Source organism: Micromonospora sp. M61, from assembly GCF_018070245.1.
Taxonomy (GTDB): domain Bacteria; phylum Actinomycetota; class Actinomycetes; order Mycobacteriales; family Micromonosporaceae; genus Micromonospora; species Micromonospora zamorensis.
In genome coordinates, this window is sequence record NZ_JAGPYA010000006.1 from 115,563 (window position 1) to 128,331 (window position 12,769).

The 12,769-nt window shown below is 71.8% G+C and carries 12 protein-coding genes; 1 reads left to right on the forward strand and 11 read right to left on the reverse strand.

Annotated elements, in window-relative coordinates:
* Positions 1-7 precede the first annotated feature (7 nt).
* The 5 genes from KBX34_RS05700 to KBX34_RS05720 form a co-directional block, all read right to left on the reverse strand.
* Positions 8-1,012 carry a hypothetical protein gene (locus KBX34_RS05700; RefSeq protein WP_088950304.1) on the reverse strand — a complete coding sequence of 335 codons (1,005 nt, stop codon included), beginning with the start codon at positions 1,010-1,012 and terminating at the stop codon, positions 8-10.
* A gap of 248 nt (positions 1,013-1,260) precedes the next feature.
* Positions 1,261-2,070: an inositol monophosphatase gene (locus KBX34_RS05705; RefSeq protein WP_210790993.1), complete on the reverse strand. Its 810-nt coding sequence runs from the start codon at positions 2,068-2,070 to the stop codon at positions 1,261-1,263.
* Entirely contained in the window at positions 2,063-2,515 is a 453-nt protein-coding gene (locus KBX34_RS05710) for a response regulator (protein ID WP_088950306.1), read from the reverse strand. Before KBX34_RS05710 ends, KBX34_RS05705 begins: the two co-directional genes overlap by 8 nt.
* Entirely contained in the window at positions 2,512-4,245 is a 1,734-nt protein-coding gene (locus KBX34_RS05715) for an ATP-binding protein (protein ID WP_307871333.1), read from the reverse strand. The genes KBX34_RS05710 and KBX34_RS05715 overlap by 4 nt, the downstream gene beginning before the upstream one ends.
* On the reverse strand, positions 4,242-5,486 hold the full coding sequence (locus tag KBX34_RS05720; RefSeq protein WP_307871334.1) for a fused response regulator/phosphatase: 1,245 nt from the start codon (positions 5,484-5,486) through the stop codon (positions 4,242-4,244). Before KBX34_RS05720 ends, KBX34_RS05715 begins: the two co-directional genes overlap by 4 nt.
* Before the next feature lie 245 nt (positions 5,487-5,731).
* Here KBX34_RS05720 and KBX34_RS05725 point away from each other — a divergent pair, with 245 nt between their 5' ends.
* Positions 5,732-8,152: a M28 family peptidase gene (locus KBX34_RS05725; RefSeq protein WP_374223656.1), complete on the forward strand. Its 2,421-nt coding sequence runs from the start codon at positions 5,732-5,734 to the stop codon at positions 8,150-8,152.
* A gap of 52 nt (positions 8,153-8,204) precedes the next feature.
* Here KBX34_RS05725 and KBX34_RS05730 read toward each other — a convergent pair whose 3' ends face one another.
* The 6 genes from KBX34_RS05730 to KBX34_RS05755 form a co-directional block, all read right to left on the reverse strand.
* Entirely contained in the window at positions 8,205-9,146 is a 942-nt protein-coding gene (locus KBX34_RS05730) for a threonine/serine dehydratase (protein ID WP_210923615.1), read from the reverse strand.
* A gap of 104 nt (positions 9,147-9,250) precedes the next feature.
* Positions 9,251-10,267 (reverse strand): hypothetical protein, encoded by a 1,017-nt coding sequence (locus tag KBX34_RS05735; protein ID WP_210923652.1) that lies wholly within the window; start codon positions 10,265-10,267, stop codon positions 9,251-9,253.
* A 143-nt stretch (positions 10,268-10,410) separates the two neighbouring features.
* Entirely contained in the window at positions 10,411-10,905 is a 495-nt protein-coding gene (locus KBX34_RS05740) for a GNAT family N-acetyltransferase (protein ID WP_210923616.1), read from the reverse strand.
* 203 nt (positions 10,906-11,108) lie between these two features.
* Complete coding sequence (locus KBX34_RS05745; protein ID WP_007465523.1) at positions 11,109-11,363, reverse strand: Smr/MutS family protein; 255 nt, start codon at positions 11,361-11,363, stop codon at positions 11,109-11,111.
* A gap of 138 nt (positions 11,364-11,501) precedes the next feature.
* Complete coding sequence (locus KBX34_RS05750) at positions 11,502-11,870, reverse strand: M48 family metallopeptidase (protein WP_099848795.1); 369 nt, start codon at positions 11,868-11,870, stop codon at positions 11,502-11,504.
* A gap of 112 nt (positions 11,871-11,982) precedes the next feature.
* Positions 11,983-12,753, reverse strand: coding sequence for an ROK family protein (locus KBX34_RS05755; RefSeq protein WP_088950313.1), 771 nt, complete (start codon positions 12,751-12,753; stop codon positions 11,983-11,985).
* Positions 12,754-12,769: the final 16 nt, after the last annotated feature.

The following is a 12,769-nucleotide window of genomic DNA, read 5'->3' on the forward strand; positions in this document are numbered from 1 at the left end:
CTCCGGGTCAGTACATCGAGAGATGAACATGGTTCGTGTGGGATGCGGCGGGGCTGCCGCTGCCGCTGTACGAACGCCACCCGGTGCCGGGGTGCCAGATCTGCCTGTACCAGATCACGTAGAGCACGCCGAGACGGTCGGCGTTTCGCACGTGCCAGGCGGCGAGGCTGTCGCCGTACGCCTTGTCGCCACCGGTCGCGTTGCGATCCTCGAAGCCGTTCGTGGCGGCCGCGAAGTCGCAGGCACGCCCCTTCGGGTGCTCGCCGCCGCCGCCCTCACGCTTACAGGAGACGTGCCGCTTGTAGCCGGCCGCCTGGGTCTGCTTGAGCGCGTTCAGGGTGCGCGGGGTGATGCAGCCGGAGGTGGTCGGGTCCTTCACCGAGCACGACTCCGACGGCCAGGACCCGTCCGAGTTGCGCGGGGCCGGCTTCGCCGAGGTGGAACTGCCGCCGCTGAACCCGTTGCTGCTGCCCGAGCTGACCTCGGCGAGCGCCGCCTCGGCCTCCTTCTTCTTCTTCGCCATCACGGCGAGCTGCTTCTGCTGCTCACGGACCTCGGCGTCGATGGCGATCTTGGCTTGCTGCGCCTGCTCCCGAGTCTCGACGAGGTCACGCAGCCGCTTGCTGTCGCGCTGGGCCATCATGTCGAGGTCGCTGACGCGTTCCAGGAACGCCTGCGGCGTGCTGGTGTTGAGCAGCATGGTCGCCGGGGTGAGCCGGCCGACCCGGTACGACTGGGCGGCCACCTCGCCAACCTGGGCGCTCAACCCGACCAGTCGACCCTCGACCGCCGCCAACTCACCGGTCAGCGCCGTCTGGCGACGCTTGGAGTTGTCCAGTTTGGCCTTCGCCTCGATGTGCCCCTTGGCGGTCAACTCCAACGCGTCCTGCAGCTTCTTGCTGCCCCCCTCGCCGGGCTCCGCGTACGCGGGCACGGCGGCACCGCCGAGCACGAGCGCGACGGCGGCGAGCAGAGCGAACAGAGTGCGGCGACCGAGCCGCGGGCGGAGCATGGTCCTGGGCACGAAAGCGTCCTTCCGTCGACCGCCGGCCCCCGGTGAACCACTGCGCGGCGGCGTCCCCGCCGGCGCCGGTCGGCGGCCTGCTGGCGGAGACCGCCGGTCACGATACCGGACTGTGGGCTGCTGACCATCCCCCTGACCTCCGGGCCGCCCAGATGTCGACAGAGCGTCCCAGCGCCATCGCACAGAGCGTCCAAGAGCCTCGCGCAGAGCGTCCGGGAGCCCGCGCAGCGCCCGGATCAGGGGCTGAGCAGGGCGTCGCGTACCTCGTCCCAGATCTGCTCGTTGGCCGCGACGAGCAGCCCGCGGCCGTCGTCGGAGGGGTGGTAGTCGGCGCCGTCGAACCTGCGGGCGACACCACCGGCCGCGCGGACCAACAGGGTGCCCGGGGCGTGGTCCCACGGCAGGGTGCGCCAGAAGAGGACGAACTGCTGCTCACCGGTGAGGATGTCCAGGTATTCGCGGCCGGCACAGTGCTGGCCGGGCAGCAGCTCACCGAGGTGTCGACCGCCAGCGCGGACCCGGTCCCGGATCTCCGGCGGCAGGAACTTGGTCATCGCCGCGCCCCGCAGCTCGCCGAGCGGAGGCAGCGAGGCGGTGGTGTCGACCGGTCGGCCGTTGAGCAGGGTGCCGTCGTCCGCCGAGCCCACGGCGAGGGTGTCGGCGAGCGGGTCGAGGATCCAGCCGGCGTTCGGCCGTCCGTCGGTCAGCAGCGACACCATCAGGGCGAACGGCCGGCGACCAGCGGCGAAGTTGGCGGTGCCGTCGACCGGGTCGACCAACCAGACGTCCCCGCCGTCGCCCAGGTGGCGCAGCAGCGCCGGGTCGTCGGCGACGCCCTCCTCGCCGACCACCATCGAGCCCGGACGCAGTCGGCGCAACCCCGCCGACAGCAGCTCCTCGGCCCGCTGGTCGGCGACGGTGACCACCTCACCGTGCGCCTTCTCCGAAACGTCCGCGTCGTCGAGCTTGCGGAACAGCGGCAGCACGACCTGGTCGGCGGCCTCCCGGAGCAGGTCGCCAACGTCGTCGAGCAGGGTGTCAGCCACGCGGCGGCAACTTGACCACGCTGACGAAGAACTCGTCGATCTGGCGGACCACCGAGATGAAGCGCTCGAAGTCCACCGGCTTGGTCACGTAGGCGTTGGCGTGCAGCTGGTAGCTGCGCAGGATGTCCTCGTCGGCTTGCGAGGTGGTGAGCACCACGACCGGGATCCGGCGCAGTTCCTCGTCCTTCTTGATCTCTTCCAGCACCTCCCGGCCGTCGCGGCGGGGCAGGTTGAGGTCGAGCAGGATCAGGTCGGGGGCCACCGCGTCGGCGTACTGGCCCTCCCGCCGCAGGTAGGCGAGCGCCTCGGCGCCGTCGGAGACGACGGTCAGCCGGTTACGCAGCTTGTGCTCCTCGAACGCCTCCTGGGTCATCAACACGTCACCCGGGTCGTCCTCCACGAGCAGGACCTCGATCGGGCTCTTGCCATCCGCCGGCGCGGTCATCCCACCGTCTCCCTCATGTCACCCGTTCTACCGCTTTCCGGCGCCCCGTCGGCCCGGTCCGGCTGGTCCGACCCTCCGGACTGCTCCGCCGAGTCTGCCGGATCCTCGTTCGAGGCCGTCGTGTCGCCCGCCGCCAGGGCCGGCGGCGCCTCGGCCGAGTCGACAGCGGCAGCCGCCTCCACGTCCGCCGGGAGCGCCGGCAGGGTGAAGCGGATCGCGGTGCCCTCCGGTACGTCGGTGTCCACCCACACCCGGCCACCGTGGTATTCGACGATCTTCTTGACGATGGCCAGCCCGATCCCGGTGCCCGGGTACGCGTCCTTCGAGTGCAGCCGCTGGAAGATCACGAAGATCTTGTCGGCGAACTCCGGCTCGATCCCGATGCCGTTGTCCTGACAGGTGATCTCCCACTCGGCGCCCACCAACCGGGCCGAGATGTGCACCTTGGGCGGGACGTCCGCGCGCCGGAACTTGATCGAGTTGCTGACCAGGTTGGCCAGCAGGTTGGTGAGCAGGGGTTCCTCACCCGAGATCACCGGCAGGTCCGTCCAGGTCAGCTCGGCGTCGGCGTACTGCCGCGCGGCCTCGGTCTGGCCGGCCACGTCGCCCATCACCTTGTTGAGGTCGACCTCGACGAAACCGGTGGTGAGCCGGCCAATCCGGGAGAACGCGAGCAGGTCGTTGATCAGGCGCTGCATGCGTTGCGCGCCGTCCACCGCGAAGGCGATGTACTGGTCGGCCCGCTCGTCGAGCTGCCCGGCATAGCGGCGCTGGAGCAACTGGCAGAAGCTGGCCACCTTGCGCAGCGGCTCCTGGAGGTCGTGCGAGGCCACGTACGCGAACTGCTCCAGGTCACGGTTGGACCGGGTCAGCTCCTCGGCCTGCTTCTGGAGCTGGCTGTTGACCCACTCGATGCGCTCGCGAGCAGCCCGCACCTCGGCCAGGTCGGCGGCGATCTTCTGACGCATCGCGTCCACGTCCTCGCCGAGCTGGATGAACTCCGGCGGGCCGACGGTGGCGATGCGGTGCTGGTAGTCGCCCTCGGCGACCTCGCGGACCTGGATGGCCAGGGCGGTCAGTGGCCGGACCACCATCCGGTCCAGCGAGAGCAGCAGGACCGCACCGGCCACGACCACCACCAGGGCGGCGACGATCAGCAGGACGACCAGCACGTTGCTGCTGGTGCGTACGTTCCTGGCCGTCTGTTCCCGGGCGGCCAGGACCTCCTCCTGGAGGTCGTTGACCGCCGTGCGCACGTCGTCGAACTGCTGCCGGGCCTGCTCGGTGACCAGTGCCTGGCCCGCGCTGGTGCCGCTGCGCTCGGTGGTGGTGATCACCGGCTCGGCGACCGACTGCCGCCACTGCGCGATGCGGTCCTCGACGGTCCGCAGCTCCTGGCTGATCTGCGGATAGTTGTCGAGCAGCCCTCGCATCGAGGCGGTGACGCTCTTTTCCTGGTCGAGCCCCTCCCGATAGGGGATCAGGTCGTCCTGGTCACCGCTGACCGCGTAGCCGCGGATCGCCGTCTCCTGGTCGAGCAACGCGTTGAGCAGCTCCTGGGACTGCACCCGCAACGGGCCGGTCTCGTTCAGGACGGCGTCGATCTGGGTGCGGTTGCGGGCGGCCATCGCCGCCTCCGCGCCGGCCAGGGCGATCAGCAGGAAGCCCACCACGGTGAGCAGGCTGATGACCCGGCGGCGCAGACTCCAGCCGCCGACCACCGGCTTCACCGGCCACCACCCCGGCTGACCAGCAGCATGGCCACGTCGTCGGCGAGCGCGCCACCGTTGAGCCGCTCGGCCCGGCCGACCAGCCAGGCCGGCAGCTCGGGCAGCGACACCGACCGGTTGGCCGGCTCGTCGAGCAGCCCGGTCAGCCCCGGCACGTCGAGGCGTTCGTTGCCCGATCCCACCCGCCCCTCGATGAGGCCGTCGGTGTACATCAGCAGGGACCAGTCATCGGTGTCGAACTCCAGGTCGTAGGCGATCGGCCGGCGGGGTCGTACGCCCAGCAGTCGGCCGCCGGGCGCGGGCACCGGGGCGACCCGGCCGCCGGAGAGCAGCAGCGGCGGCGGGTGCCCGGCGAGTCGGACGGTAGCCCGGTTGGCGTCCAGGTCCAGTCGGGTGGTGGCCACCGTCGCGAAGATCTCCTGGAGGCGGCGCTCACTCATCAGCACCTGCTCCAGCGCGGGCAGCACCTCGTCGTCCGGCACTCCGGCGAGCACCAGGGCACGCCAGGCCACCCGCAACTCGACGCCGAGAGCGGCCTCGTCCACCCCGTGCCCGCAGACGTCACCGACGATCAGGTCGATGCGATCCGGGCGGGTCTGCACCACGTCGAAGAAGTCCCCGCCGATCAACGCGGCGTGCCGGCCGGGCCGGTAGAAGGTGTGCACCGCCACCTGGTCGGTCGTCATCAGCGGCTGGGGCAGCAGGCCGCGTTCGAGTCGCGCCGACTCGGCCTGACGCAACTCGACCTCGCGCAGCCGTCGGGCGTTCTCGTCGGCGCGCTTACGCTCAACGGCGTAGCGCAGCGCCCGGGTCAGCAGCACACCGTCGACCTGACCCTTGACCAGGTAGTCCTGTGCGCCCTCGGCGACCGCCACGACGCCCAGGTGCTCATCCGAGCGGCCGGTCAGCACGCAGACCGCGGCGCCGCTGGACATCTCCAGCACCTGGCGCAGCCCGTCCAACCCCTGCGCGTCGGGTAGGCCCAGGTCGAGCAGGACGCAGTCGACGTCGACGATCCGCTGTCGCGCCTCCCGGAGGCTGGTGGCGACCGTCAGATCGATCATCGAGTTCGTCTCGGCGAGCAGCTCGCCGACCAGGAAGGCGTCGCCCTCGTCGTCCTCCACCAGCAGCACCCGCAACCGCTCGCCAGGTGGCAGGTTGGCATGCCGTGCCAGACCGCCGTGCGGGTACGGCACTACTGGGGAACCGGTCAGACCGGCTCCCCGGGTCGGCCGGGTCACCGCCGCGAGGCGCGGGAGTTCGCTGGTGATGTCGGGCTCCTTCCGAGTGCCCTGCTGATCCTGTATTAGACAACGGTCGCACACAACACGATGGCTCCGGCGCGGGCGGGGGCGGTGCGGATCACTGCCCGTCGGATGACAAACCGGGCGGGCGGTCGATGGGGGCCCTACCGGCCGTCCCATCGGTGACCGCTGACGGGCAGGATGGTGCCACCCCAGGCCCCACCACCCCCCGAGGAGTTCCCGTGGGCGCACCCACCACCCCGGCCACGACGGGCACGCCGGCCCGTCCGGCTCCAGGCGTACCCCCTGCCGACCGGGCCCTGACGCGACCTCGCCGGCGGCTCCTGGCCGCCGCTGCGGCTCTGGTCGCGCTGGCCGCCGTCGGCGCCGGCAGCCTGCTCGACCTGCGCACCCCGACGCCGAAGCCGGCGGATGCGCCGGCGGGTGAGTTCAGCGCCAGCCGGGCGTACGAGGACGTCCAGGTGATCGCCGCCCGGACGCACGTCGCCGGCAGCCCGGCCAACGACCAGGTCCGCGCGCACCTTGAGCAGCAGTTGCGCGGCCTGGGCCTGGAAACCGAGGTGCAGGACACTGTGGCACCGGAGGCCGGCCAGCTCAGCGGGGCGGCGGGCGGGGCGACAGTGGCCCGCGTACGCAACGTGGTGGCCCGGCTGCCCGGCACCGACTCGACCGGTCGGGTCTTCCTGGCCGCCCACTACGACTCGGTGCAGACCGGGCCGGGTGGCAACGACGACGCCGCCGGCACGTCGGCCATCCTGGAGGTGGCCCGCGCGCTGACCACCGGCCCTCGGCCGCGCAACGACATCGTCTTCGTGCTCACCGACGCCGAGGAGGCGTGCCTGTGCGGCGCGGCGGCGTTCGCCACCAGTCACCCGCTGGCCGCCGACGGCGGGGTCGTGCTCAACCTGGAGGCTCGGGGCTCCACCGGGCCGGTGATCATGTTCGAGACGTCCCGGAACAACGCGAAACTGGTGGACATCTTCGGCCGGGCCGCACCGCACCCGGTCGGCACCTCGTTCGCGGTGGAGATCTACCGGGCGCTGCCCAACGACACCGACTTCACCGCGTTCCTGGACCAGAAGTTCATCGGGCTGAACTCGGCGTACATCGACGGTGGCGCGATCTACCACACACCGTTGGACACGCCGGAGGCCATGGACCGGGGCAGCCTCCAGCAGCACGGGGACAACGCGCTGGGCCTGGCCCGGGAGTTCGGCCGCACCGACCTGACCGCGCTGCGCTCCGGGCACGACGCGACCTACTTTCCGGTCCCCGGCGGCCTCGTCCGCTACCCGGGCACGCTCACCCTGCCGCTGGCCCTGCTCGCGGTGGCCGCGGTCGCCGCGCTGGGCTGGCTGACCCGTCGGCAGGGCCGGGCCAGCGTCGGCCGGCTCGCCGCCGGCTTCGGGCTGACCCTGGTGCCGATCGTGGTCGCGCCGGTCGCCGCCCAACTGCTCTGGCTGGCGATCACCGCGATCCGACCGGGGTACGCGGAGCTGCTCGACCCGTACCGGCCGATCTGGTACCGCCTGGCCGTCGTGGCGCTCGCCGCCGCCATCCTGTTCGCCTGGTACGCGCTGACCCGCCGCCGGATCGGCCCGGCCGCACTCGCGGTCGGCGGGCTGGCCTGGCTGGCGCTGCTCGGAGTGCTGCTCGCCGTGGCGGTGCCCGGCGGGGCGTACCTCACCACAGTGCCGGCGCTGGCCGGCGCCCTCGGTGGGCTGGTCGCGCTGCGTACCCGGCAGACCGGGCCGTGGCCGGTGGTGGCCGTGACCGCCGCCGCGGCCGTCGGTGTGGTCATCCTGCTGCCCACCGTGGTGCTGCTCTTCCCCGCGCTGGGGATGGGCATGGGCGGGGTTGCCGCGCTGGTCGCGGTGCTGCTCGGCCTGACCGCCCTGCCGGTGGTCGACCTGCTGCACCCGCAGGCCGGCGGCCAGCGCGGCCTGCTGGCACTGCGGGCCCGACGGCTCGGCGCGCTCCCGGCCGCCGCCACGGCCGTGGCGGCGGTGGTGCTCGCCGGGGTCGGGCTGGGCGTCGACCGCTTCGACGCCGACCATCCCGCGCCCACCCACCTGATGTACGCGATGGACACCGGCACCGGCCAGGCCCGCTGGCTCAGCCACGAGAGTGACCCGCAGTCGTGGACGGACGGCTACGTGGACGGGACGGCCGACGTCGGGGACGACTTCCCCGGGCTCGGCGACGGTGAGCTGCGGGCCGGGCCGGCGCAGCCGGCGAACCTGCCGGCCCCGAAGCTGGACGTGGTGGCCGACGCCACGGCTGGTGGAGAACGCACGCTGCGTCTGCGGCTCACCCCGCAGCGGGCCGCCCGGCTCGCCACCCTGCACGTCGACACGTCGACCGCCACCGTGCTGCGGGCCGAGGTCGCCGGGCGGCCGGTGCCGGTGGAGCCCCGCGAGGGCAAGTGGGGCTTCGGGCTGGTGTTCCACGCCCCGCCCACCGAGGGCATCGAGGTCACATTGACAGTGCGGCCCATCGCCGGGCAGGTGGCATTGCGGGCCATGGACGCCAGTGACGGGTTGGACGCGCTGCCCGGCTTCCGCGCCCGGCCGCCGGCCGTCGGCGTCGTCGGGTCGCACAGCTCCGAGATGCTGGCGGTCGCCCGCACCTATCCGATCTGACCCGAAGCGGCCCGGCGGAGTTCCTCCTCCGCCGGGCCGTCGCTCTTCGGCGTCAGTGCGGCGCGGCCGGGCCCAGGTCGCTGGGGTCGGTGTTGCCGCCGCAGACGATCACTGCCACCCGCTCCCCCGCCTGCGGCACGTACGCGCCGCCGACCAGCGCGGCCAGCGCGGTGGCGCCACCGAACTCGGCGGCGACCCTCAGCTCCGACCAGAGCAGCCGACGCGCCCGCACCAGATCCTCGTCGCTGACCAGCACGGACACCACGCCGGTCCGGCTGGCCGTGTCGAACGCGATGTCGCCGATCCGGCGTGCGCCCAGCGAGTCCGTGGCGACGCCGCCCACCTCGATGTCGACCGGTCCACCCGCCTTCAGCGCGGAGTGCAGGGTGGGGATCTGCTCGGGCTCGACGGCGACGACACGTACCGACCCGTCAAACCAACTGGCGATGCCGGACACCAACCCGCCGCCGCCGACCGCCACCAGCACGGTGTCGATCCCGTCCACCTGCCGTTCCAGCTCCCGGCCGACGGTGCCCTGACCGGCCACCACCTCCGGCTGGTCGTACGCGTGCACGACCAACGCGCCGGTCTCGTCGGCCCGCTGGGTGCTCGCGGCCAACGCCTCGGCGTAGTGCTGGCCCACCTGGCGCACCTGGGCGCCCAGCCCGGCCAACCGCTGCACCTTGACCGGCGAGGAGGTCACCGGCACGAACACCTCCGCCGGCACGCCCAGCGACCGGGCCGCGTACGCGACCGCGAGGCCATGGTTTCCGCCCGAAGCGGCGATCACCCCCGTCGGCGGCAGCGGCCCCTGGAGCATCCGGTTGAACGCGCCGCGCGGCTTGAACGAGCCGGTGTGCTGGTGCAACTCCAGCTTGAGGCTGAGCTGCCCGGGCACGCCCAGGTCGGCGCCGTCGACAGCGATGACCGGGGTTTCCCGCACCCGCCCCTGCACCAACGCGGCCGCCGCCTCGACGTCGCTTCTGTTCACCATGGGAAACGCCCTTCACTACGACCGTCGTCGGTGAGCCATCCTATGGAGCTTCGCCGGCCATCCTTCGCCGATGCCCTCTGCGACAGTGGCGGGGTCCGCCCACGTCAGCGCGGTGGATGGTCACCGCGGTCGGCGGCGCGCCGCAGCCGGCGGTGTTCGGCGGTCACCACCCCCAGCAGGGCCAGGTCGAGCGCGACCACGGCAACCGCACCGAACTGGTTGACAGTGAAGTTGAAAACCTGCCCGAACAGCAGATTGACCAGCAGCGCGAGCTTGAAGAAGCGGAACGCCTCGGGCCGGTTCGGGCGCAGCAGCCACGCCGCCCGCAGGCTGAGTACCGCCGTGACCAGCGCAGTGGCGGTGACACCGACCACCGCACCCCACTCGCGCTCCTGGTCCAGCTCTCCGGTCACACCGTCCAGCAGCACCGCCACCATGATCAGCACCGGCTCCACCACCAGGTAGGCCACCACCAGCCAGACCAGCCAGCGCTGCCTGGTCGCCCAGACGGCGAGATGCCGGAATCGGTCCGCCGCGCGCTGCCAGAACCGGACCGGGGACGGTTCCCGCCGAGGCACCGTGTCCAGCAACTGCTCCATGGCCGCCTCGGTGGCCGGCCCGGCGCCCCGCACGAGACGCCGTACGTCCGCCCGGCGCCGGTCGGTCAGCCCGGCGGGCAGACCGCTGAGCACCATGTCCAGCGCGTTGGCGGTGCGCTCGGCCGAAGTCAGCCGGGACCGGCCGGTACGCCCGCGTACCGCCTGGGTGAGCAGGACGAGCAGGGCGAACGCGACGTAGATGATGGCGGCAGCCGGGGCGTAGAAGTAGTCGGTGCCGGTGGTGACGAACTTGCCCACCTCGTCGATAAACAGCCCGAACCCGATGCCACCGACCACCGCCCCGGCGGTACGCGGCCATTCGCCGAGGAAGACCAGCGGGATCCCCAGGCCGACCGCGAGCAGCAGGCCGCCCCAGAGCACGTGCGCGATGTGCAGCCCACCGCCGCCGAGCTGCGGATAGTTGGTGGCCTCCAGGTACGCCCGCAAGGCCAGCACGGTGACCACGCCGGAGAGCACGAACGCCTGGAGGTGGGACGCCGCCTCAACCGCACGGGTCGGCAGCCTGCGGGCCAGCCACCCAAATCCGGGCCGGCGGCGCGCCGGTCCACTTGACGTGCCCCGAAACCTGGTAGCCACGCGGATCCCTGCCCTCGTTACTGCTCGTCGCCGCCATCATCTCGCTCGGATGACCGAGACCGCAGTCGCTAATCCACTCTCTTGCCGAGGGAAAGACCGGCGTCGGTGTAGCCGTGCCGACTGTAGAAGCGCACGGCATCGACGTTGCGGTGGTGAATGCCGGCCGACAAATACGTGATCCCCCGGCCGCTTGCCCACCGCTCGGCCGCCGCCAGCAACGCTGATCCGATGCCAAGTCCTCTGGCATCGGGCAGCACAACCGCGTGCACCTGGGCCGACGGCTCGGGGCGCAGGATCTGATGCTCGGGCGGGTCGGAATGCCGCAGCACCTCGACCATCCCGACGACCTGGCCGTCACGAGCCTCAGCAACGAGGACGCCATCTTGTCCGGCCTCGTCGGCCAGCACCGCGGTGAAGTGGCGCACTACCGCGTCACGCTGCGGAACGCGGTAAGTGGCGGCGTCGAGGGCAAGGTGCGCTTGAGCGTTGGACAGGCGCAACTCCACCAGCGAAGCAACGTCCGCCAAGCGCGCCGGCCGAACCGTCAGCGGTGACTCCTGCATCATCCCGATCCTAGGACCGACGCGGCCACTCAGGCGTCCCGGTCATGATCGCCAGGACTGGAAATGGCGCGTCGAACAGCCCGGGCTGCTTGGTCAGCAGGTCCAGTTCCGTGCGCCGGCCGATGAACATCGACTCTCCCGAAGCTAGATTGAATCTAGCTTCGGGAGCGGTCTATCTAAAGCACAGGCCGCTAATGCCGTCGCTACTTCCAGCGGAAGTGCACGAAGAGCCTGCCGAAGTTCTTCGAGTCCTTCTCCACGCGGTGGTAGAGCTGCTTGACGTCCTTCTGGTCGAGGAACCGCAGCACTCGTTTCTTGAGCTGACCGGACCCCTTGCCGGGGATGATCTCGACGAGGGTGGCCTTCTTCGCCACCGCCTCGTCCATGATCCCGCGCAGCGCACGGTCGATGTCCTGGCCCTTGTTGAAGATCTCGTGCAGGTCCAGCTTGAGCTTCATGCCGCAGTCCCCGGCCGGTCAGGTCCCATGTCCGCCATCCTAGGGCCCGTTTCACGAGGACCGGCCGGCCCGCGGCGGGCCCGGAACGACGGAGGGGCGGCCCCGGAGGACCGCCCCTGCCACGTCACCGTTCCACGCTCAGCGTGTGCCGCCCACCCGGGTCTCCACCCGCTCCAGCGCGATCCGGTAGTCGTCGTTGGTCGCGTACATCGCCGCGGCGATCCGCAGGTGCCGCAGCGCGTCGTTGTGCCGGTTGAGCCGCTCCAGCGTCCGACCGAGCACGTGGTGCGAGTAGTGGTCGCTCGGGTCCCGGTCGACCAGCTCCCGCAGGTGCTCCTCGGCGCGGTTGAGCTGCGCCGACTGGAAGTACGCCCGGGCCAGCAACTGCCGTACGGCCGTGTTGCCGGGTTCGGCGTCGATGATCGGCTCCAGCAGTCGGGCCGCTCCGCTCGGGTCACCGGTTTCGAAGAACATGGTCGCCCGCCGGTAGTCCGCCAGAAGATCCATCTGCCCCACCCCCTCGGGTCGCACCGTCACCTGTTCCGACGCTGGCACAACACCGGGCGTTTGGCGACTGTTCCCGGCAGTCGCGATCGGGTCAGTTGCGGCACCGACAAGGTCAGGTGCGGGCGTCCCGGCGACCGACGGACAGCTCCCACGCGCGGACACCGCCGACGATCCCGGCGGTGTTCGGCACCACCACCACGTCGTCGCCCATCCGGGCCAGCTGCTCGGGTCGGATCAGGCGGGAGTTGCCCCCGCCCAGGTAGAGCCGGTCCCAGCGGAACACCGGGCGGAGCCCGTCGACCACCTGCCGGATCCGCCGGGACCAGAAGGCGTCGCCGAGCCGCCGGCGTTCCGGCTCACCCACGTACGTGTCGTAGGTGGTGCCCCACCGCACCGGCGCGTGCGACAGCTCCAGGTGCGGTGCGAGCACCCCGCCGTCGAAGAGCGCGCTGCCCAGCCCGGTGCCCAAGGTCAGCACCAGCTCGCAGCCGGTGCCGGCGACCACCCCGGCGCCGTGCACCTCGGCGTCGTTGAGCACCAGCGCCGGCACCCCGAACGCGTCGGCCAGCGCGCCCCGCGCGTCCCAGCCGGACCACTCGGCGAGCAGATCCGGGTCGACGCGACTGCGGGGGCCGCTGCGGGTCACGTAGTGCGGCGTGGCGACCACCACCCCGTGCCGGATCATTCCGGGTACGCCGACGGTCAGGCGGTCCGCCGTTGGCAGGCGCCCGCCCAGATCGAGCAGGGTCCGGACGAAGAGCTCAGGCGGCAACGGGTACGGCGTGGGCACCCGCAACGGCCGGGCCCGCATCGTTCCCGCCTCGTCGAGCACGGAGGCCTTGATGCCTCCGCCGCCGCAGTCGATCGCGAGTGTGGTCACCACGTCGTTGAGTCTGCCC